General features: G+C 43.1%; 21 protein-coding genes. 11 read left to right on the forward strand and 10 right to left on the reverse strand.

The window, feature by feature from the left end:
- Positions 1 to 47: 47 nt before the first annotated feature.
- Positions 48 to 362 (reverse strand): DUF4003 family protein, encoded by a 315-nt coding sequence (locus FZC79_RS14490; protein ID WP_148947478.1) that lies wholly within the window; start codon positions 360 to 362, stop codon positions 48 to 50.
- A gap of 254 nt (positions 363 to 616) precedes the next feature.
- On the opposite strand from FZC79_RS14490, the gene FZC79_RS14495 reads away from it, so the two are divergent.
- A complete protein-coding gene (locus FZC79_RS14495; RefSeq protein ID WP_148947479.1) occupies positions 617 to 877 on the forward strand; it encodes a type B 50S ribosomal protein L31 in 261 nt (86 codons plus the stop codon).
- A 99-nt stretch (positions 878 to 976) separates the two neighbouring features.
- Here the strand turns inward: FZC79_RS14495 and FZC79_RS14500 are convergent, their stop codons facing one another.
- A complete protein-coding gene (locus FZC79_RS14500; RefSeq protein ID WP_148947480.1) occupies positions 977 to 1,723 on the reverse strand; it encodes an SDR family NAD(P)-dependent oxidoreductase in 747 nt (248 codons plus the stop codon).
- Positions 1,724 to 1,870: 147 nt separating this feature from the next.
- Between FZC79_RS14500 and FZC79_RS14505 the strand changes: the two genes are divergently transcribed.
- The 5 genes from FZC79_RS14505 (at position 1,871) to FZC79_RS14525 (ending at position 5,203) form a co-directional block, all read left to right on the forward strand.
- Complete coding sequence (locus FZC79_RS14505; RefSeq protein WP_148947481.1) at positions 1,871 to 2,764, forward strand: LysR family transcriptional regulator; 894 nt, start codon at positions 1,871 to 1,873, stop codon at positions 2,762 to 2,764.
- A 296-nt stretch (positions 2,765 to 3,060) separates the two neighbouring features.
- Positions 3,061 to 3,315 (forward strand): type B 50S ribosomal protein L31, encoded by a 255-nt coding sequence (locus FZC79_RS14510; RefSeq protein ID WP_148947482.1) that lies wholly within the window; start codon positions 3,061 to 3,063, stop codon positions 3,313 to 3,315.
- 17 nt (positions 3,316 to 3,332) lie between these two features.
- On the forward strand, positions 3,333 to 3,689 hold the full coding sequence (locus tag FZC79_RS14515; protein ID WP_148947483.1) for a hypothetical protein: 357 nt from the start codon (positions 3,333 to 3,335) through the stop codon (positions 3,687 to 3,689).
- Between the two features lie 57 nt (positions 3,690 to 3,746).
- Positions 3,747 to 4,016 carry a 30S ribosomal protein S14 gene (gene rpsN, locus FZC79_RS14520; RefSeq protein ID WP_148947484.1) on the forward strand — a complete coding sequence of 90 codons (270 nt, stop codon included), beginning with the start codon at positions 3,747 to 3,749 and terminating at the stop codon, positions 4,014 to 4,016.
- A gap of 20 nt (positions 4,017 to 4,036) precedes the next feature.
- Positions 4,037 to 5,203: an FAD/NAD(P)-binding protein gene (locus tag FZC79_RS14525; RefSeq protein WP_148947485.1), complete on the forward strand. Its 1,167-nt coding sequence runs from the start codon at positions 4,037 to 4,039 to the stop codon at positions 5,201 to 5,203.
- Positions 5,204 to 5,844: 641 nt separating this feature from the next.
- On the opposite strand, the gene cphA is transcribed toward FZC79_RS14525, so the two are convergent.
- From cphA to FZC79_RS14540, 3 genes are all read right to left on the reverse strand, one after another.
- Positions 5,845 to 8,475 (reverse strand): cyanophycin synthetase, encoded by a 2,631-nt coding sequence (cphA, locus tag FZC79_RS14530; protein ID WP_148947486.1) that lies wholly within the window; start codon positions 8,473 to 8,475, stop codon positions 5,845 to 5,847.
- Between the two features lie 16 nt (positions 8,476 to 8,491).
- The gene (locus FZC79_RS14535) at positions 8,492 to 9,289 is read right to left on the reverse strand and encodes a cyanophycinase (RefSeq protein WP_148947487.1); all 798 of its coding nucleotides are present in this window, start codon (positions 9,287 to 9,289) and stop codon (positions 8,492 to 8,494) included.
- A gap of 266 nt (positions 9,290 to 9,555) precedes the next feature.
- Complete coding sequence (locus tag FZC79_RS14540; RefSeq protein WP_148947488.1) at positions 9,556 to 10,074, reverse strand: DoxX family protein; 519 nt, start codon at positions 10,072 to 10,074, stop codon at positions 9,556 to 9,558.
- Between the two features lie 539 nt (positions 10,075 to 10,613).
- On the opposite strand from FZC79_RS14540, the gene FZC79_RS14550 reads away from it, so the two are divergent.
- A complete protein-coding gene (locus tag FZC79_RS14550) occupies positions 10,614 to 11,747 on the forward strand; it encodes a zinc-dependent alcohol dehydrogenase (protein WP_148941527.1) in 1,134 nt (377 codons plus the stop codon).
- 157 nt (positions 11,748 to 11,904) lie between these two features.
- On the opposite strand, the gene FZC79_RS14555 is transcribed toward FZC79_RS14550, so the two are convergent.
- Together FZC79_RS14555 and FZC79_RS14560 are read right to left on the reverse strand one after the other, a co-directional pair.
- The gene (locus FZC79_RS14555; protein ID WP_187442795.1) at positions 11,905 to 12,411 is read right to left on the reverse strand and encodes a CBO0543 family protein; all 507 of its coding nucleotides are present in this window, start codon (positions 12,409 to 12,411) and stop codon (positions 11,905 to 11,907) included.
- A gap of 57 nt (positions 12,412 to 12,468) precedes the next feature.
- Positions 12,469 to 12,972, reverse strand: a complete 504-nt coding sequence (locus FZC79_RS14560) for an undecaprenyl-diphosphatase (protein ID WP_148947491.1) — start codon at positions 12,970 to 12,972, stop codon at positions 12,469 to 12,471.
- Positions 12,973 to 13,158: 186 nt separating this feature from the next.
- Here FZC79_RS14560 and yfkAB point away from each other — a divergent pair, with 186 nt between their 5' ends.
- Complete coding sequence (gene yfkAB, locus FZC79_RS14565) at positions 13,159 to 14,286, forward strand: radical SAM/CxCxxxxC motif protein YfkAB (protein ID WP_148947492.1); 1,128 nt, start codon at positions 13,159 to 13,161, stop codon at positions 14,284 to 14,286.
- A gap of 141 nt (positions 14,287 to 14,427) precedes the next feature.
- On the opposite strand, the gene FZC79_RS23870 is transcribed toward yfkAB, so the two are convergent.
- Genes FZC79_RS23870 through FZC79_RS14575 form a run of 3 tightly spaced genes read right to left on the reverse strand, consistent with a single transcriptional unit; the run spans position 14,428 to position 15,544 of the window.
- Positions 14,428 to 14,562, reverse strand: a complete 135-nt coding sequence (locus FZC79_RS23870) for a hypothetical protein (RefSeq protein ID WP_262372126.1) — start codon at positions 14,560 to 14,562, stop codon at positions 14,428 to 14,430.
- A 52-nt stretch (positions 14,563 to 14,614) separates the two neighbouring features.
- Positions 14,615 to 15,076, reverse strand: a complete 462-nt coding sequence (locus FZC79_RS14570) for a CBO0543 family protein (RefSeq protein ID WP_148947493.1) — start codon at positions 15,074 to 15,076, stop codon at positions 14,615 to 14,617.
- 12 nt (positions 15,077 to 15,088) lie between these two features.
- Positions 15,089 to 15,544 (reverse strand): CBO0543 family protein, encoded by a 456-nt coding sequence (locus FZC79_RS14575; RefSeq protein WP_148947494.1) that lies wholly within the window; start codon positions 15,542 to 15,544, stop codon positions 15,089 to 15,091.
- A gap of 303 nt (positions 15,545 to 15,847) precedes the next feature.
- Between FZC79_RS14575 and FZC79_RS14580 the strand changes: the two genes are divergently transcribed.
- The 3 genes from FZC79_RS14580 to FZC79_RS14590 all read left to right on the forward strand — a co-directional run bounded on the left by FZC79_RS14580 (position 15,848) and on the right by FZC79_RS14590 (position 19,308).
- Positions 15,848 to 16,264, forward strand: a complete 417-nt coding sequence (locus tag FZC79_RS14580; protein WP_148947495.1) for a MarR family winged helix-turn-helix transcriptional regulator — start codon at positions 15,848 to 15,850, stop codon at positions 16,262 to 16,264.
- A gap of 16 nt (positions 16,265 to 16,280) precedes the next feature.
- The gene (locus FZC79_RS14585; protein ID WP_148947496.1) at positions 16,281 to 17,480 is read left to right on the forward strand and encodes an MFS transporter; all 1,200 of its coding nucleotides are present in this window, start codon (positions 16,281 to 16,283) and stop codon (positions 17,478 to 17,480) included.
- 187 nt (positions 17,481 to 17,667) lie between these two features.
- Positions 17,668 to 19,308, forward strand: coding sequence for a catalase (locus FZC79_RS14590; protein WP_187442800.1), 1,641 nt, complete (start codon positions 17,668 to 17,670; stop codon positions 19,306 to 19,308).
- Positions 19,309 to 19,927 lie beyond the last annotated feature (619 nt).

A 19,927-nucleotide genomic window follows, 5' to 3' on the forward strand; every position in this document is an offset into this window, starting at 1 on the left:
AAGCAGTATGTCCATGGTGATACCTGGCATCTTTATTTTCGTAAAGGCTAATTTGGAGAGTAGTTTATTACGTTCCAGTTGTGGGGCACTGCGGGTTGGTTTGGATTGCTGAACCGGGTGTCGAGCATAGCGGCAATGGTAAAACGGAGCTGGGATTTCAGAGTTGAAAATATACCGGCCTCATTTTTTATAAAATCACTAAGCTTCTGAAAATGATTTATATCGAAGTCGCGCTCACTTGTTACATATAGAGAAGAGGCCATCATAAGAGCTCTGTTATCGGATACCTTCCAGCGCAGATTGGTTCTTAACTGTAAATAAATGTCCTTGTATCTCTCAATCTTCCCTATTACATCATTCATCCCGGACACTTCCTTATCAAAAACTTATTTTAGTTTATATACGGCTTATTCAGATAAAAGATTCATAGAGAAAGGAAAAAGATTACATTTACGATTGCTGGTGAAATACAGGGGGGCTGAAGGTTTGAATGGCAGTTTTAACGTGAATACAAATTATATGGAGGGTCTTTGTGCTGCAAAAAGGACTGCATCCTTAAGAAGTAATAACCATCCTCATAGCTATCGTGACTTGAATCAAAAAGGAGGTTTTCTCATTGAAACAAGGAATACATCCAAACACTCAAAAAGTAGTTTTCATGGATACGAACAGCGGCTACAAGTTTCTGACCAGCTCCACACTAAAATCTTCAGATACAATTGAATGGGAGGATGGAAACACCTACCCGTTGATCAAAGTTGAAGTCAGCTCAGACACACACCCTTTCTATACTGGAGTGCAAAAATTCGCAGACCGCGGAGGCCGTGCAGACCGCTTTATGAAAAAATATAATATGAAGCGGCCGGAAGAAAAATGATTAGCGTCACTCGGTTTTAAGAAATGAAAAAACAGCGGATCCCTCTAAAGGGGAATCCGCTGTTTTAATGTGTGTTAGGAATGTCTGCAGAAGTCAGGATTATTTAAAAGAAGCATATCCTTCATCAGCCATGACAACACTTCCATTGATCGCACTCGCTTCTTCAAGGGAAAGAAGGTAGACTGTGTCAGCCAGTTGTTCAGGCTGAGTCAATTTGTTGCCCATAACTTTGGATTTCATGGAATCAATGACGCCTTTGTCTTTATAGCCCTGGATAATCGGAGTATCTACCACTCCAGGTGCAACCCCAACGACACGAATTCCATAAGGAGCCATTTCCAAAGCTGCTGATTTCGTCATCATGTTTACAGCTCCCTTTGTCGCATGGTAGGCAAAAGTGCCGGGAGATGCGAGGATTCCGAATACAGATGTTGTATTGATGATAACCCCTTTAATGCCCAGCTCTTTCATTTTTTTACCGGCAGCGATAATTCCGTAGGCAACGCCATGCTGGTTGATATCGATGATTTTGTGGTAAGTTTCAAGATTCATATCCATCACAGGTGTCGGGCTGCCGATTCCCGCGTTGTTGAACATAACATCAATGCGTCCAAATTCTTCAACCGTTCTGTCAATCAAGGCTAGTACATCTTCATAGTTTGAAACATCTGTTTTTATAAAGATCGCTTCGCCGCCTTGGGCATTGATGCTTTCAGCGGTTTCATTCCCTGCCAACTCATTAAAATCGGCAACGACAACCCGATCACCCTTTTTGGCAAATTTAAAGCAAGTTTCCCTTCCGATTCCGCTTGCTCCTCCTGTAATGACAGCTACTCTTTTAGTCATGAAAACCCCTCCTGGTAATAGTAGTTATATAATCAATTAAAATTTTACCATTGAAACGGCTTTCATAAAATTTAATAATAGTAAGGGAAGCTTAAGTAAAACTAAATTAAAGTTACGATAAAAGCATAATCAAAAAGGGGTATTTCCATGAATATAGATCAACTCGAGCATTTAATTGAGGTAGCCAATACGGGGTCACTGACAAAGGCAGCGGAGAATCAGCATGTCAGTCTTTCCGCGATCAGCCAATCAATCAGCAAGCTTGAAAAAGAACTGGGAATTCAATTATTCATTAGAAATCGCAATGGAGCTGTACCTACTTTTGAAGGGAAAGGAATCATTGAAAAGGCCATTGAAACCCTTGTGAAGGTAAATGAATTAAAAGAAGAGGCAAACAGATACTCTGAAAGTTTATCGGGTGAATTGAAAATCGGGATCATCCCGAGTCCAACCAACTTTTTAATAGACATCGTTTCCGCTTTTAAATCCGATTACCCTAATGTAAAGATTGAAATATATGAAAAGGGACCAATGGAAATCCTGGAGGATATTCATCATTACCGCCTGGATATTGGATTGATCCTTACATCGCAAACCTTACTGGAAGAGGACCGCGCTTTACGATGTGAACCTCTTTTGGAAGGCAGTATGGTTGCAGCAGTAAACAAGGATTCGCCTCTTGCGAAGATGGAGACCATTTCACCAAGCGATCTCATTGCCAATACACTGGTCTTATACAATGATGATTACATTAAGAAGTTTACAGAAGATATCCTTTCCGGATATGGCAAAATCGATATTATGTTTACCAGTAATAATCTCGATGCTATAAAGCGTGCAGTTCAAAAAGGGATGGCTGTGACTGTCGGCCTTGATTATTCCTTCAACAGCCACCAGCCTTTTCAGACAGGGGATATTGTTTGTGTTCCCATCAAGGCAGCAAGGGATGAAAGAGTTTATTTTACTCTTGTCCGGAAAGAGGGGAAGGTACCCTCAAGGACAGTGAAAGAATTCATGAAGAGAACCAGAAGAGAATTTTAGTTAATGGCTCATATAAATAGTTGGCTGCATTGGTAAAAATCACAAGAAACGGATTTTTTTCTGGGAGAGCAGTTAATAAATACACCTGTGAACTGAAAAAATTGATGAACTATTTTTCAATTTAACAAAGAAAAAGACGGCTTGAGAAAGTAAGAAGCGGCATTAACCAAGGTTATTACCGCTTCTTTTTTTTGTGAAGATCTAATGGTTGCAAAGAAGATTTGTTTCTGGTTTAATAGTGGAAGGACTTAATCGTAATAATTACGATTTACTAAAATTACTGGAGGTTTTCTAAAATGAAACAAGGAATTCACCCTGATTATCAAAAAGTAGTATTCATGGATACAAACAGCGGATATAAATTTTTAACCAGTTCGACGATGGGCTCGAATGAGACAATTGAGTGGGAAGATGGCGGCACTTATCCCCTGATCAAAGTGGAAGTTAGTTCTGACACGCATCCGTTCTACACTGGCGTACAGAAATTTGCCGACCGCGGAGGCCGTGCAGACCGTTTCTTGAAAAAATATAATATGGAACGACCGAATTAACCTGGAGGATTAAAGATATGAACGAGAATTTATTGGAAATCCTGGTGCGGGACCTTGTTGCCGGTCTTCCTTCTTATAAAAAAGAAGTCTATCAATATGTGGTCGGGGTGGAAGATGAACTGGCTTCCCAATCAAACACTTCCGAACAGTTCATGTCCCTGCTTGTCAAACATGCACCTCATAAACAGGCGGCAGCCCGCTTTAATATGACGTATGGACAGCTGATGGTTCTGATGAGGGAAATTGAAAGCGAAATTGATGAAAAACTGAGGCAAAAAGAATCTAAAGCAAAATGGATTGATTACTCAGATCACGTCAAGGGAAATAGCGGGACTCGAAACAACAGAAGTATGCAATTCCTGTTTATGATATAAATTTTTTTGTTATATAAATCGTAATGATTACGTATTAATTAGAAAGGAAGATAACAAATGGCCAAAAAATCCAAAGTGGTTAAAGAGAAAAAACGTCAGCAAATTGTTGAAAGATATGCGGAGTTAAGGAGAGAGCTTAAAGAAAAAGGGGATTATGAAGCATTGAAAAAACTGCCTCGAGACTCGTCTCCCACACGGTTGAAAAATCGCTGTGAAGTCACAGGCCGCCCGCGTGGGTATCTTCGCAAATTTAAAATGTCACGTATTGCTTTCAGGGAGCTGGCCCACAAAGGACAGGTTCCCGGAGTCAAGAAATCGAGCTGGTAAAAGGACAAAGGAAGAATGATATGTACAATTGGATCATTATAGGCGGCGGTATCCATGGGTGTACAATTGCGGCCTTTCTTCTTAAAAGTGGAAGGGCAGACGCCGGGGATATACGGATCATTGACCCGAATGATGGCCCCCTGTCTAACTGGAAGAGAAACACGGAACGAATTGGAATGGAATACTTGCGGTCTCCTTCGGTTCACCATATCGATATCAACCCATTCAGCTTGCAAAAGGCAGCAAATCCCCAAGACTCCAGAGCTTTTTATGGATATTATAAACGGCCTTTACTCTCCTTTTTTAATGAACATAGCGATGAGGTTCTTAAACAGGCAGGTATGGATGAGGCATGGATGCAGGGGCAGGTTAAAAATGTAATTAAGGGACGGGAATGGTGGGAAGTGCTTACAGAGGATGGGCAGACAGCTCGCGGCAAGAACATTGTTATCGCCATAAGCCTTAATGATCAACCCGTGATTCCTCAATGGGCGGCAGAACTGCAGAGCCGGGGCTCCCGTCTTATCCATCATATTTTCAGTCCTTCCTTGCCCGGTTTTGAAAAGATGAATACACCCATTGCAGTTATTGGCGGGGGTATTACAGCTGCTCATACCTGCATCAAACTCTGCCGGAGTTACCCTGGAAAAGTGACCCTTCTGAAAAGGCACCCTTTTCGTGTTCATGACTTTGACAGTAATCCCGGCTGGCTTGGGCCGAAATATATGGATGGTTTCTTAAAAATAAACGATTATCAAGAGAGGAGAAAGGCAATTCAGGGGGCAAGGCACAGAGGCTCAATAACAAGTGAGCTGAATGCCAAAATTTCCAGGCTTGTTCGTGATGGAAGCTTAAAGATTGTTGATGGAGAAGTGGCTTCAGCGGTTTCGGAATCTTCGGTAATAAGATTGAATTTAAAAGACGGAAGCAGGATCAAATTTGGCGCAGTACTAATGGCCACAGGCTTTCATCCGGCAATGCCGGAGCAGGAATGGCTGAAGACATTGATCAGGCAGCAGAATCTTCAATGTGCGAATTGCGGTTATCCGATTGTGAAGCCTACGCTGGAATGGTGTCCGCATCTCTATGTCTCCGGGCCTCTTGCAGAGCTTGAAATCGGGCCTGTTTCCCGTAATATTTCTGGAGCGAGGAAGGCGGCAGAGCGAATCGTCTTTAACAAAATGTAATGGGGTTATCTTAAAATGCAGTCCATGAAATGAATGAAAACCCACCGCCTTTCCCATAGCTGGATTGAGGTGATGGGTTTTTTTTTATAGGCTGTTTTCACAAAGATTGTGGCTGCTTTAAATGAACATGGATTTCCGCTACAGGCTGACGACTCCGCGGGGCGGGCGGTGAGCCTCCTCGGCTGCGCCTGTGGGGTCTCACCTGTCCCGCTAGTCCCGCAGGAGGTCGTCCGCCTTCCGCTTCAATCCTCCTACTTAAAAAGTGATGATGGTAAACGTATTCTAAATCAGCAATTAATCAGAAAAAAGCTATCAAATAAACTGTTTCCGCATTATTTTTTGCTTTCGACAGTATCCCCCTTCGGGTACTAAGATTATTCTCTATAAACGAGGAGTAGTTCATTGGCTTATCAGAATTAAAGCCATTATCTTACGAAGTTAATATGAAATAGCAACAACGTTTACGAAAAGAGCCTTTTGATATTACCTTTATGCTCTATCCATTTCGCTCCCTGGGATCTGAAATGCAGCTGAAGTGGCACTTAGATTATAGGAGAAGCCATCAGCCTCCACTCAAAGAATGTCCTTTTGGCTTTAATATAGCAGCCCTTTTTTCTGAAAGAGGACGGATGACTTTGTCCTTACTCTGCAGCATCACTAAGAAGCTTCGAATCTTGAATTCCGTTAATAAAATCCTCAGCTGCCTGGAAGGATTCGTAAAGAAATAATAATAAGTCGCCTTCCTTTGATTGTTCCCATGCAGATTGATAGGCTTCAGATTCGTCTAAAACAATAGATGAAGACGCTGAATCACCGTAATAGGCTTGGGCTTCTTTAAGCATGATCGCTGGAACCTCTCCAGTTTCTCTTCCCCTTAAATCTTTATCTTCTTTGATCACAAGAGAATCAGAATTTGAGGAAGCAATCCTGCTCATTTCAATTATGGCCTTGTCCTGTCTGTCACCGGCAGAGGAAATGACAGTGATGGTCCGCTGCCTTGGGATGTGTTCAACTGCCTCGAAAATGGCCTTCAAACCTGCTTGGTTGTGTGCATAATCGACGATGATCTCCCTGCCTTGTATCCTTGTTCGGTTGAATCTTCCGCGGGAGTGGGCTGCATCAGGTTTGAAAGTCAGTGCTCTTTCTTTTAAAATTTCAAGGCTTACACCTTGTGAATATGAAGCTGCCAGAGCCTGCAGCAGATTGGAAATGTTATGCCGGGCTGTTCCCTCAATCGTGATAGGTATATCCATTACAGGTAAAAAGGGATGATGAACTCCTTTATCATGGAGGATGATCATTCCTTCGCCGTTTACATACCACACGGTGCCTTCGTTTCCGATGGCATTCCGTATTGACGGATTCTTCTCATTCAAAGAAGTATATATGACGGTGCCAGCAGTGTGAGAAGCCATTTTTACCGTTTCTTCATCATCTGCATTCAGCACGCAGAACCCGTCTTCTGCTACTACTTCAGGTATCAGTCTTTTTAACTTGACCAGCTGCTGGAAGGTTTCTATTCCATCAAGCCCTAAGTGGTCTTCGCTGACATTGGTGACAATTCCCACATCGCAATATCGGAAAGCCAAACCTTCTCTCAGGATCCCCCCGCGTGCTGTTTCAAGGACGGCAAAATCAGTCTTAGGATTGCTCAACACCTTCCTGGCACTGATCGGGCCGCTGCAATCTCCCGTATCAATTTGCTTATCACCAATATAAACTCCGTCTGAATTGGTCATGCCGACGATAGAACCGCTGCCTTCAAGAAGGTGCTTCACTAGTCTGGTTGTGGTGGTCTTTCCGTTGGTGCCGGTCACCGAGATGATAGGGATGGAGGCTTCTTTTCTATCTTTGAAAAGGTATTGAACAATGGCCTTGCCAGCTTCCCGTCTTTTTCCTTTGCTTGGATGCAGATGCATCCTGATGCCCGGTGCAGCATTAATCTCGAGGATAGCTGCTGTTTCAGAGCTGAAAGGCTTAGTGATGTCGCGGCATATTAAATCCACTCCTGCAACATCCAGGCCTATTGCTTCCGCGGCAGTTTCAGCTATCTCCCTGATGGAAGGATGAACTTCGTCCGTCACATCAATAGCCTGTCCTCCTGTGGAAAGGTTGGCACTGCCGACAGCTTGAATGATCTGGCCTTTTTCTAAAACGGTGTGGAATGAAAGGTCCTGGCTCTCCAGGAAGCACTTGACTGTTTGATTCATAGGAATCTTGGTGATCGGTTTTTCGTGTCCGGATCCCCTGAGAGGATTCTCATTCTCCGCTTCTATCAGCTTTTCGATGGTATCTTTTCCGTTGCCGATGAGGAAGGGAGCAGTACGCAGGCTGGCTGCCACTAACTTATTATCAACGACCAGAAGACGGTAATCGCTTCCATCATAAAAACGCTCAATGATAAGAGTTTCTTGAAGAGGCTCAAGACAGTAGAGGGCATTGAACAATTCTTCCTTGTTCTTGATATTTGTAATGACCCCTTTACCCTGCCTGCCATGAAGAGGCTTCAGAACCAGCGGGTAACCAATACGGTCGGCTGCCGTGAATACTTCTTCCCTCGAGTCAGCGGTTTCGCCCGTTGGAACCGGAAGGCCTGCTGCTTGAAGTATTTGTTTTGCCGCCTGCTTATCGCATGCATTTTCTACAGCAAGATGAGAGGTCTGGCTTGTTATAGTGGCTTGAACATACTTTTGTTTAGAACCTGTACCAAGGCGCAGCAGGCTTTGGCTGCCTATTCTCTCCACAGGTATCTTCTCTTCCTGTGCAGCTGTATAGATCGCTTCCGTGCTGGGTCCCAGCTTATTTTCATAGTATAGTGCGGAAACTTTATCAATATAAGGCTGCACTGAGAAAGGAGCTTCATCATTAAGAATCCGCTGAACGATTTCCATAGCAGCTTCAAAAGAGTACAATCCAGACGTTTTTTCTTTATAGTCAAAGGTGACATAGTAGATGCCTTTATCATCGCTGGTCAAAGTTTTGCCGTGCTTGACATTGATGCCGGCAAGATGCTGAAGCTCAAGGGCCATATGCTCGAGGATATGGCCCATCCAAGTGCCTTCATGCAGACGCTCAATAAATGCACCTTCATATCCGCGGGAGCAGGTATGACTCTTAAGGGAAGGAATAAGCCTTTCTAAGGTCTCGGGGAATCCAGGGATTTCATTGGATGGCTGATATTCAAATTCTTCGAGATCCAATTCAATCCACATGGTTGGCTTATAACTGAAATAATTGGGACCTTGTAAGTATCTGACACGTTTTATTTTCATTCTTGTTTCCTCTCTTCTACTTAGAATGGATGACAGATTTATTAGTAAGGTTGAACCTGAATCCGGCTTTAAGAGTGTGGAGCTTGAAATTGGTCGCAGTTAGCTCACTGTTTTCCTCAGGAACCTCTGGCCTGAACACTTCTCCCTCTTGACCATCAACGATAAAAACCTGATGTTCTCCAATAACCTCGAATTCATTGTCCTTAAGCAATATTGCGGTGTTTTCATCTATCCCGATGCCAATCATCCCGGGCATTTCAGCCATTGCGCCGATAAGCCTGCCGAATCTCCCGCGCTGTGAAAAATGCTGGTCGATTATTAAATCTTCCAAGAATCCAAATCCTTTTCCCATATAGACTTTGAGATTGTCATCATGAAGCTTTAACTTTGATGACACAATCATCTCCTTGCCCATGATTGAAGCGCCTGCACTTGTCCCTGCCAGTATCATTCCTTCCTGCCATCTTCGCTGGAGCGAATCATGAAAAGATGTCCCCGCAATCCGCTCCGCTAATAGTGATTGATTGCCCCCCGTGATAAAAAGCGCGGCCATTCCTTCCAGAGTTTTAACCAATTCCGGGTTCTCCGCTTTCTCACGTGAAGAGATTGAAAGAATGATAGAATCATTAATACCAAGCTTTGTGAAGATATCCTGATACATACCGCTGATTTCTTCAGGAACGCGGGAAGCGGCCGGCAGGATTCCTACCTTTCCGCCCTTTTTCAAAGCAAGGTCCGCAAATGTTTGCAAAATGGATAAGCCCTCATACTTTTCTTCATTTCCGCCAATAATCAGCAACTCGCCAGCAGACATTCTATTCACCTTTTCTGTAAAAAAATTCTAATAAAACCAAAGATTATATACCCAGGACTTTTGAAAAAGAAACCGCTTTAGAAAATTTAAATTGATAAAGATAAGAAAATTGTGAAAAATGGTTGAGGAGAATTTCACATCAGGAGGGAAGGAGGCAGTATAAGGCTTAGAGTGAAAGGTATTTTACGGAATGTAAATAACCGCGCATCTCCACTTTTGTTAAGGAAGATGCGCGGTTATTATATTCTGGAAGCTGGTATTCTTAATTAGTGCAGGACAGCATGTTTGCGGTCAACTTTGCCGCCTCTGCGGGCTTTCCTGTTGGCCAATCTTTCTTTGATATAAGGAAGAGCAAACCGGTCGATTCCCCAGAAGTAAGCTCCGCCTCCAGTGAAGAGAAGGATGATGGCTGCAGTGTACAGAACCGGATTTGTGCTTACTGTGCCAGCCAGCAGGAAGTTCAAATTCATAAAGGCTCCTGCTAATAAAGCCGGGATCGTTGCAGCTCCTACTATAAGGCCAAGACCAACAAGTACTTCACCCCAAGGAATCAGGATATTGAAGAGTTCTGCATTTGGAAGAGCAGCATTTTCCAGGAAGCCTGCATACCAGCCTTGTACGGCAGGGTGTTCACCACTTGCTTTTGCTATTGCGCCTTGCAGGAAACCAGTTGTATCAAAACCATCCGCTACTTTATGCCAGCCGGCTTCAAGCCATTGAATCCCGAGCCATATTCTCAATACAGTCCACACCATTGCAGCTTGAGGAGTTTTCCACCATCTCATCATAAACATCTCCTTATAATTTGTGAATTATTTCACATAAAGATTTAAAAAAATTTGAGATAAAGCCGGCCAGCTTTCGAGTTGCTTAGAGAGCAGGTTGTGAGGGTCTTTCGATTTAAGATTTAAGTTTGTGAATGTTTTCACTTACTCTCTACACTTATAATATACTCCCGATGATCGGGTTTGGCAACTGTTTTCACATATCTTTCACAATCTGTTTTTTCGCGTGATGCACTGCGCTTTCGGTGAGTGGAAAAAAACAGCCAGAAGCCTAAGCTTCGCAAACAGGAGATCGTTGATAGAGAGGGGGAATTCGTTGATAGAAGTATTGAAATCGTCGATAGGACCTTGAAAATCGTTGATAGAGAAGGAGATATCGTCCATAGACCTTCATTTTCGTTGATAGGACTCCCCCTCAAGGTCCGATCAGAAAAATCAGCCTTAAATAGAAGATACATAATAAGGAAATCTTTGTTTAAGACAGAATACTTTTTTGCCAAGGGGGTATAGTTTTATATTCCACTATTAGGAGGCTGATTATGAAAGCTGTAACGTATCAGGGTTCAAAGGATATCCAAGTTAAAGAGGTTGAAGACCCGAAGATCCAGAAGCCGGATGACATCATCGTCAAAATTACATCAACGGCGATTTGCGGTTCTGATCTTCATTTATATCAAGGAAACCTGCCATTGAGGCCAGGCTATATCATTGGTCACGAACCTATGGGGATCGTCGAGGAAACGGGTCCTGATGTCACGAGGGTAAAAAAAGGGGACAGAGTCGTTCTTCCGTTCAACGTTTCCTGCGGACATTGCTTTTACTGCCAGCATGATATGGAAAGCCAATGTGATAATGCCAATCCGCATAAAGATACTGGAGGATACTTCGGATATACCGAGCAATATGGTAACCATCCAGGCGGGCAGGCGGAATACTTACGGGTTCCTTTTGGAAACGCGATGCCGTTCAAAGTGCCGGAGTCATGCGACTTAGCAGACGAGGCTTTATTGTTCATGTCTGACGTGCTGCCGACCGCTTACTGGAGTATTGAGCACTCTGGAATGAAGCCGGGAGATACAGTCATTGTCCTTGGGTGCGGACCAATTGGCTTGATGGCACAAAAATTTGCCTGGATGAAAGGCGCCGGCAGGGTCATTGCTGTAGATAATCTTCCTTACAGACTGAATAAAGCCAAACAAAATAATAATGTGGAAATATTTAATTTTGATGAATTCAAGGAAATGGGACATCACCTGAAAGAAGTGACCGGCGGAGGAGCAGACATCGTCATTGACTGTGTCGGTATGGATGGTGAAAAGAATGCACTCGAAAAAGTGGAGCAGAAATTAAAAATTCAAGGTGGAACGCTGAGTGCAATCAATATTGCGAAAGATGCTGTCAGGAAGTTCGGCACCGTCCAGCTGACAGGAGTATACGGCATGATGTACAACATGTTCCCGCTGGGCAACTTCTTTGAGAGGAACGTCACCTTGAAGATGGGACAAGCACCGGTTGTCCACTACATGCCGGAGCTCTTTGAGAAAATTACGTCTGCCGAACTGAATCCAACTGAGATCATCTCCCATATCATGCCGATGGACCAAGCAGCAGATGCCTATAAGATCTTTAATGATCATGAAGACGACTGCATTAAGGTCGTATTGAAACCTTAGTGACAGTCACGCCCCGATATAAGTCGAAAAAACTTTGCGGAATTTCATAAAAAAGCACCCCTTTCTCCCAAGACAATCAGGAGAAGGAGGTGCTTTTTTTACAAGAATTCACCCTGTCCTCGTCAGTCTCGACAAGTAAATTTTATGAATAGGTAAATCAACTCAAAGGAATATCAAATAACCAAATCATCATGATGGTAATAATGGCGGATAGGAGATAAGTAAGAAACGGTCTCGAGAAATGCAGGCGGATCATACTATACATGACAATGTAAAAGAGGATGTCCATCCAATATTCATAACCGTTTTGCAGCAGCAGCCTTTCAAATTTATAAAATGGGTATTCAATTATAAATGAGGCTCCCGACCATATGGCTATGAACCTGACTTTTACTAATAGGGAGGCGGTGAATGGATAAAAGGTAAGAAATAACAAGGTGATTGCCGGCAGATTGATAAAAGAATAAAGAATGTCCACCAAAATATGTGACTTTGGATAAAAGTCCGGATAATATTCCCACAGCAGTTTATTCTGGGCGATATGATTATAAAGGAGATTGCATATAATGACATAGAAAATTGTCAGATGATATTTCTCCCATTCCCTCCAATTTCCTTTTAAAAAAGCGAAAAGCAATAATGTGAACGTCAATACAATATGCATAGCATCACCCATACTTATTTTTAGTAAAAGCTTGTAATATATCCAGGAGACAGCAGCTTACTCAGCGGGCTGTCTTTTTTTGGGGAAGAAAAAGTGTGTCACCCAGCTTGTACAAGAACCAATCAAGGCACTGCCGAAGATATCTGAAGGATAATGGTGACCCACCCATACGCGGGATAACCCGGTGAGTACAGACAAACAGGTAAATATCAAGCCCAGCGTGCGATGATAAAATAAGATAGTGCTGGATACAGCAAATGCCAGCAGGGTGTGTTTACTGGGAAAGCTGGAATTCCGTTTTGAAGGGATCAGGATTCCTACCCGCATGTTGACAAAAGGACGGGGCCGGAAATGAAACATTCTGATGATGCTGCCGAGAAAAAGAGAAAATGCCCCTGATAGGAGTGCAATCCTTGGAATGGATTTATTTCGGAACCAAAGGATCACCAGAACCAATAAATAGATATACCGCATCTTATTAGAAACCAGAATCATTATCCGGTTGAGAGAATTAGTGCGTTTCGAGAGAGAATGTATTGCCCAGAAGAGCCAAAGATCCATTGTGACTTCATTCCTTTCAGGAGGGGCTCTAGTTTTTACTTAGAGCACTTCTAAGGTTAACCTGCCCTGCAGCTCAAAATCTATACTGTATTCAGAATGTTATTGTAAAAAGTGGTAGAATCCCGTAAGATTTCATATGGTATGAAGAATGACTCAATTGGAGTATTTTGAAAGGAAGTTACATAGATGCTTTTACAAAAGAAAGAAAACCAGCCGCTATCCCCTGTGAACGATCCCTGGGAAGCCTATATGGATGTTGAAGAATACGGAAAGATGACTTTATCCAGTGTCGAGTTTACGACAACAACCCTTTGTAATATGCGCTGCAACCATTGTGCTGTAGGGTATACTCTGCAGAACAAGGACCCTGATGCACTTCCGATGGAGCTGATTTTTAGAAGGCTTGATGAGATTCCTTCTCTGAGGACCATCTCTATTACCGGCGGGGAACCGATGATGTCAAAAAAATCAGTCGAAAATCATGTTCTTCCGCTATTGAAGTATGCTCATTCACGAGGCGTGAAAACACAGATAAACTCAAATCTTACCCTTCCATATGAGAGGTATGAGGCTATTGTTCCTTACCTGGATGTGCTTCATATCTCCCATAATTGGGGGTCAGTTGAAGAGTTTGCAGAAACAGGGTTTGCCAGGATGGACAGAAAGCCTTCCGAGAAGCAGAGAGCAGGTTACTTTGAACGCATGGTTGAAAACTCAAAACGGTTATCCAGTGAAGGGGTCATGGTATCAGCCGAAACCATGCTGAATGGACGGACCTTTCCCTATTTGGAAAAAATTCATGACCATATTATTGAAATGGGATGCACACGCCATGAGGTGCATCCGATGTATCCTGTCGATTTCGCTAAAGATTTGGAGACACTGAATCTCGATGAAATCCGGGAGGCAATCAAGAGACTGCTGGACCATCGCAATAAAGAGGTATGGATGCTGTTCGGGACGCTTCCATTCTATCCTTGCAGTTCATCCACAGAAGAGCTTGAACTGTATCAGCGTCTTTATAAAGAAAAAAATGTCACGGTCAGGAATGATCCGGACGGCCGTTCCCGTCTGAATGTCAATATATTTTCAGGAGATATCATCGTAACAGATTTCGGGGACGAACCAGGACTGGGGAACATCCAGGACACAACACTGACAGAAGCATATGACCGCTGGAACCAGACGAAAACAGCCCGGTCTTTGAGCTGCCACTGCCCGGCTGTCAAATGCCTGGGACCGAACGTGCTCGTCAAGAACACCTACTATTCCGATGTGGATTTTCAGACGAAGACAGCCAAAATCGGGTTGTGACAGTCACACCCCGGAATTTGTCGAATAACCAATGCAAAAAACCTCCTCGCCGCTGGACAAGGAGGTTTTTTGCATTGGAATGCTTTCGTACATTAACGCACTGAAAGGGACTGTCCCTTTCAGTGCGTTAATGTGAAAAAGTTATTTTTCTGACTCTTCGAACTTAGAAAGCAGTTCGTTGGTCCTTGAGAGGATTGTTCCATTAAAAATGATGGTGGCAGCCAAACTTAGCAATGAGAAGAAAATCAATACTGCGAAGTGATTTTCGGTACGCATATGTAACCTCCAAAGTAGTAAGTTAGGTATATTATTCCATAATAGGATAGTTTTATGCAGGAGACTGCATTGCGAGTTTCTTTGTGACAACCCAGTTAAGGAGAACCAAGCAGAAAATCAAACCATATTTCAAAGGAGAATAGGAAAGCTTCCAGCCATCGTACTTAATGACAGACAACTGGAGCATGCCCCACTCTATCAGCGTCAGCAATAAAGCCCATCCAATAAGATAAAGGATCCGCCAAATCAGTTTGAGCTTCTGTGGAAACAAATTCAATAAAATTAAGCAGGTTAAGGGGTACAAACAGAGACGGAACATGAAATCTATATAATGGACTTCCGCATCACTTCCATAGTAGTAGAGATTGAACCGGCCTTTGAAGAGAGCATCAAAAGCCAGAGCGGAATAAAGCGAACTAAAGAAAACGCTGTAAATCTCAATACGTTTTAACTTTTGGGGCATGATGAAGTAAATCAACAATAAAGTGACTGCAATAGAAATTAATACGACCATCTGCATACCTCGTTACTTATAAGAGATCAGCTTTTTGACTAATTTATAATTGAGAAGCTGTATAACAAATAAAAGGGGATAAATTGGTGCGGAATAGACTAATTTCCAGCCTGAATACATAAAAAGGGAGGAGTGGCTGGCAGCGGACCATTCGTAAAATAAAGAAAAGATAGTCCAGATGAAAACATAGGAGATTCTCCACAAAATCGGTCTTTCAAATGGAAACAGGTTGAGGTAGAGGATGGTGATTGCTGGATAAATGCCGATTGCGGCCGCATAATCAATCAACTCAACTCCAGGTTTGAAGTAGGCATAGAGATGATACATACCGCCAAGGATAGAGTCAGCAAACAAGGCCAAATAGATTGAGAAGATGGAACAAGCATACATTTCTAACCGAGAAAGCTTGCTGGGAATCTTCCAGGCTAAAAAAACTGCAACCACTATGGTACTCCACATCAATATCATACAATCATCCTATTTTTTTGTTTAGTATCACTCTTGCCTGATGGATTATTCTTCATACGCTGTTTGTTTAACAAGTGAAATCCTCATGAAAGTACTCGATTTGCGGTTAAACCCTAATTGAACAGAAACGCAAGGTTAATAGCAGTTTTAACCACCAGTTACACATGGAAGTCTTCCATACTATAGTGTGACGAGAAGAAAAACACTTACATTGTTACTCGAATACTTACCTAGATAAGTATAAAATGGTATACTGATTGAGGATTTAATTACCCAGGTAACTAATCAATTGAGGTGATGTTTATGGAAAATACACATATGCTATTTCATTCAGTCAATCAACTTTCGAGAAGGTTGACCAAACATCTGAATGAAGCCTTGGAACCTCATGGGCTCTATAGCGCGCAGTGGTCGGTACTGTATGTTTTGAGGGAGAAGGGAACCCTGACACAGAAGGAGTTAGGAGAGTATCTTGCTGTGGAAGCACCTCCTATGACCCGGACGATTCAAAGGCTTCTAAAACAGGGATTCATTCAGCAAACACTGGGCGAGGAAGACAAGAGAAAAAAATATATCATGCTATCTCAAGAAGCAGAAGCAGAATTTCCGGTATGGGAAAAAGCAGTTCTTGAGAAAAATGAAGAGTTAATAAAGAAGCTTTCTTCTGCATCACAAGAAAGCTTGCAAAAAATCTTGAACGAATGGCTCAAACAGATTTAGAAAGAGGTAATGCAGCATGAGTGAAAACAAACCGGCTTTATGGACACGGAATTTTATCGGTATCAGTATCAGCAATTTCTTTTTATTTATGACATTTTATTTCCTGCTCGTCACGATCCCCATTTATGTGGTCGACCATTTAGATGGTGAAAAATCACAGGCAGGATTGATGATTACAATCTTCCTTATTTCTGCTATTCTTATTCGGCCTTTTTCGGGCAGATGGATTGAGAAGTTTGGAAGCAGAGTGATTTTGCTCTGTTCGTTAATTGTATTTTTTACGGCTAGCCTGCTGTACTTTTTAGCGGATAGTGTAGAGGTATTATTCCTCGTCAGGTTCATTCATGGAATCGGCTTTGGAATGGCTACAACAGCAGCGGGTTCCATAGCCGCCACCACGATTCCTGAATCCAGAAGAGGCGAAGGTATGGGCTACTTCATTCTATCCTCAAACTTTGCCATGGTGATCGGACCTTTCCTTGGATTGACTGCTCTTCATAACTGGGGAATAACCACCATGCTGCAAATTGCCGGAGCGGCAGCATTCTTGGGGCTTTTATCAGGACTGTTGATTAGAATGAAAGAAGAGAAGAAGGAGGACAGAAAGCTTGTACCGATGAACTGGAAAGAGGCTGTCTTTGAAATCAAAGCGGTTCCTGTTGCATTAGCAGGTGCATTTTTTGCGATTGTTTACTCATCGATCCTCTCCTTTGTATCCGTCTATGCTGTAGAAATTGGGCTCAGCCATGTGGCTAGTTTCTTCTTTGTGGTATACGCCGTTGTACTGCTGCTTTCCCGGCCGTTCACAGGCAAATGGTACGATCTGCACGGCCCCAACTTCATTGTTTATCCTGCCATTATTTTGTTTGCTGCGGGTATGTTGGTCCTGGGCACTGCTGAGTCTGCCATTTTCTTCTTGGCCGCGGCTGCCTTTGCCGGATTGGGCTGGGGGACTTTGTTTCCTACCTTTCAAACAATTGCCATTCAGGCGTCTCCTCCTAAGCGGGCAGCCATGGCAACCGCAACCTTCCTGTCCATTTTCGATATAGGAATCGGGCTGGGTTCATTCCTGGTCGGTCTTGCAGCAGCCAAGATCAGCCTTGGTGACTTGTACACCTACAGCACTGGTTATATCCTGGCAGGAATCCTGCTTTACTATTTTCTGCAGGGAAATAGACTAAAAAAAGAAAAGAAAAAGGAAATCAATGCAGCTTGATAAAGCCAGCTTTCTAGTGACAGTCACGCCCCGGTTTTTGTCGAAGTATAATCAGCTCCCGGGGCAGGAGTAAATCCAATAATAACTTCCAGATAAATCATGAATTTCATGAATATACCACTAAAAAGAGGGTATAACAGTAGAAGTGATTTTAAAGGAGGTAATTTTTTTGGCAGATGAAAAAGATATGAACCAATCAGGCGGAAAGGATGGGGAGAAAAAGGAGACTCTGACAACACGTCAGGGACACCCCGTTTACGACAATCAAAACACCCGTACGATTGGAGACCGTGGTCCGGCTACTTTAGAGAATTATCACTTTATAGAAAAGATATCCCACTTTGACCGGGAAGAAGTGCCGGAGCGTGTGGTTCATGCACGCGGTTCAGGAGCATTCGGATACTTTGAAACATATGGAAAAGCCGGTGATGAACCGGTAGAAAAATATACACGAGCAAAAGTATTTTCAGGTGCAGGAAAGAAGACACCTCTAATGGTCCGTTTCTCAACAGTGGCAGGAGCGAAGGATTCTCCTGAAACGGCACGCGATCCGCGCGGGTTTGCAGTGAAAATGTATACGGAAGAAGGAAACTGGGATCTTGTCGGAAACAATCTTAAGATTTTCTTTATCCGCGATGCAATGAAATTCCCGGATATGATTCACGCTTTTAAAGCAGATCCAGCTTCAAATGTACCGAATCCGGAAAGAATGTTTGATTTCGTTTCGCGTACACCAGAGGCGACACATATGATCACATTCCTCTTTTCACCATGGGGCATTCCAGCTACATACCGTCATATGCAGGGTTCCGGTGTCAACACATATAAATGGGTGAACGATAAGGGCGAAGCGGTCCTGGTGAAGTATCATTGGGAGCCGAAACAGGGTATCCGTAACTTGACTCAGGATGAAGCGGATTCCATTCAAGCCAAGAACGTAGCTCATGCGACACAGGATTTGTATGAATCGATTGAGCGCGGCGAGTATCCGGAATGGGAACTATTTGTTCAAATTATGGAAGATGATTACCATTCGGAGCTTGATTTCGATCCTCTTGATGATACTAAACTTTGGCCGGAAGATAAGTTTCCTTGGCTGCCTGTCGGGCGTATGGTCCTCGACCGCAATCCCAAGGACTTTCATGCGGAAATCGAGCAAGCCTCCTTTGGTACAGGGGTGCTGGTAGATGGAATGGATTTTTCAGACGATAAAATGCTTCAGGGACGTACATTCTCTTACTCTGACACACAGCGTTACCGTGTAGGAGCAAACTACCTGAAACTTCCGGTGAACGCTCCAAAAGCGCCTGTTCATACAAACCAGCAGCGTGGACAGATGGATGTACGCGACCCTAAAGAATCAGGGGAAAATCCACATATCAACTATGAGCCATCCATGCTCGGCGGATTTAAGGAAGCGGACCCAGCCGGCCGCCAGCCTCATCGTCCGACCTATAATGCAGCAGCTATGACTGCGCCGATTGACCGTCCAAATAACTTCGGTCAAGCAGGGGACACATACCGGAGCTTTGAAGATTGGGAGCGCGATGAACTAATTAAGAACCTCTCCGATGCCCTTGCAATTTGTGATAAAAAAATTCAAGACGCCATGATCGATTACTTTACGCAAGCGGATGAAGATTACGGCCGCCGCGTGAAGGAAGGCATTGAAATGAAGATGAAGGAAATGAAAGAAATGAAAGACGTGGAACTAGACAAGGTTCCAGGCCGTGAATCAGGTAAAACCAGATATGGCCAAGGCTCATTGAGTGCCAATCAAGCAGCAGATGATGCTTCTAAGAAAGGCCATGAAGCGGATCCTTATTAATAGTGGATAGGCAGAGGTCTGCCGGCTAAGAAAAAACAGGGATGCGATCCTGCTCTTTAAAAATGAATATCAGAAAAGCACTCCAATTTGGGGTGCTTTTTTGTTGTGGTTCAGCAAAACCAGATTATTTTAAAATACTAGTAACATTCATTTCATGTTCGTAAATATATTAAAGTTTTGCAACAAAAAAATCTGTTTATTTCACGGTTGGTTTATTCCGGTTGGGCGTAGGTGATGAACCCGTTTTAGGAATGGCAGCCGAAAAGTCGGCTGTTACAGAGGACGGAAAAACCTATATGGTCAAAAATTAATTTCTCCGTAAGTAATGAATCCAAGACCTCATACGTATAAATGAAAGATATTGTGTCAGGGGGTGATGTACCCGTGAACAAGAACAAGAACAAGAAATTAATCAGCACCACTGGAATGCTTCATGTTGCGGATCCTTCTCCACTAAACTGGCTGTAAATATTGTTCAATAAAAAAGAGTAAGCGGTAAGCTTGGTGAAAAAGCAGTCAGCTAAAGCCGCTGGTCAGTATGGAGCTATTAATGGAGACAAATACCATGTTTATCGTGTTCGTCAATGGGGAATAAATCTATATCTAAAAAAACAAACAA

Source organism: Rossellomorea vietnamensis, assembly GCF_008180615.1.
Classification (GTDB): domain Bacteria; phylum Bacillota; class Bacilli; order Bacillales; family Bacillaceae_B; genus Rossellomorea; species Rossellomorea vietnamensis_D.

Excerpts from the sequence above, each read along its gene's own strand:
- FZC79_RS14555 (WP_187442795.1), bottom strand. The coding sequence starts at position 12,411 with ATGCATATTGTATTGACGTTCACATTATTGCTTTTCGCTTTTTTAAAA.
- FZC79_RS14490 (WP_148947478.1), bottom strand. The coding sequence starts at position 362 with ATGAATGATGTAATAGGGAAGATTGAGAGATACAAGGACATTTATTTA.
- yfkAB (WP_148947492.1), top strand. The coding sequence starts at position 13,159 with ATGCTTTTACAAAAGAAAGAAAACCAGCCGCTATCCCCTGTGAACGAT.
- FZC79_RS23870 (WP_262372126.1), bottom strand. The coding sequence starts at position 14,562 with ATGCGTACCGAAAATCACTTCGCAGTATTGATTTTCTTCTCATTGCTA.
- FZC79_RS14590 (WP_187442800.1), top strand. The coding sequence starts at position 17,668 with ATGAACCAATCAGGCGGAAAGGATGGGGAGAAAAAGGAGACTCTGACA.
- FZC79_RS14580 (WP_148947495.1), top strand. The coding sequence starts at position 15,848 with ATGGAAAATACACATATGCTATTTCATTCAGTCAATCAACTTTCGAGA.
- FZC79_RS14560 (WP_148947491.1), bottom strand. The coding sequence starts at position 12,972 with ATGGATCTTTGGCTCTTCTGGGCAATACATTCTCTCTCGAAACGCACT.
- FZC79_RS14525 (WP_148947485.1), top strand. The coding sequence starts at position 4,037 with ATGTACAATTGGATCATTATAGGCGGCGGTATCCATGGGTGTACAATT.
- rpsN (WP_148947484.1), top strand. The coding sequence starts at position 3,747 with ATGGCCAAAAAATCCAAAGTGGTTAAAGAGAAAAAACGTCAGCAAATT.
- FZC79_RS14510 (WP_148947482.1), top strand. The coding sequence starts at position 3,061 with ATGAAACAAGGAATTCACCCTGATTATCAAAAAGTAGTATTCATGGAT.
- FZC79_RS14535 (WP_148947487.1), bottom strand. The coding sequence starts at position 9,289 with ATGTCTGCTGGCGAGTTGCTGATTATTGGCGGAAATGAAGAAAAGTAT.
- FZC79_RS14575 (WP_148947494.1), bottom strand. The coding sequence starts at position 15,544 with ATGATATTGATGTGGAGTACCATAGTGGTTGCAGTTTTTTTAGCCTGG.
- cphA (WP_148947486.1), bottom strand. The coding sequence starts at position 8,475 with ATGAAAATAAAACGTGTCAGATACTTACAAGGTCCCAATTATTTCAGT.
- FZC79_RS14570 (WP_148947493.1), bottom strand. The coding sequence starts at position 15,076 with ATGGTCGTATTAATTTCTATTGCAGTCACTTTATTGTTGATTTACTTC.
- FZC79_RS14540 (WP_148947488.1), bottom strand. The coding sequence starts at position 10,074 with ATGAGATGGTGGAAAACTCCTCAAGCTGCAATGGTGTGGACTGTATTG.
- FZC79_RS14505 (WP_148947481.1), top strand. The coding sequence starts at position 1,871 with ATGAATATAGATCAACTCGAGCATTTAATTGAGGTAGCCAATACGGGG.
- FZC79_RS14500 (WP_148947480.1), bottom strand. The coding sequence starts at position 1,723 with ATGACTAAAAGAGTAGCTGTCATTACAGGAGGAGCAAGCGGAATCGGA.
- FZC79_RS14585 (WP_148947496.1), top strand. The coding sequence starts at position 16,281 with ATGAGTGAAAACAAACCGGCTTTATGGACACGGAATTTTATCGGTATC.
- FZC79_RS14550 (WP_148941527.1), top strand. The coding sequence starts at position 10,614 with ATGAAAGCTGTAACGTATCAGGGTTCAAAGGATATCCAAGTTAAAGAG.
- FZC79_RS14515 (WP_148947483.1), top strand. The coding sequence starts at position 3,333 with ATGAACGAGAATTTATTGGAAATCCTGGTGCGGGACCTTGTTGCCGGT.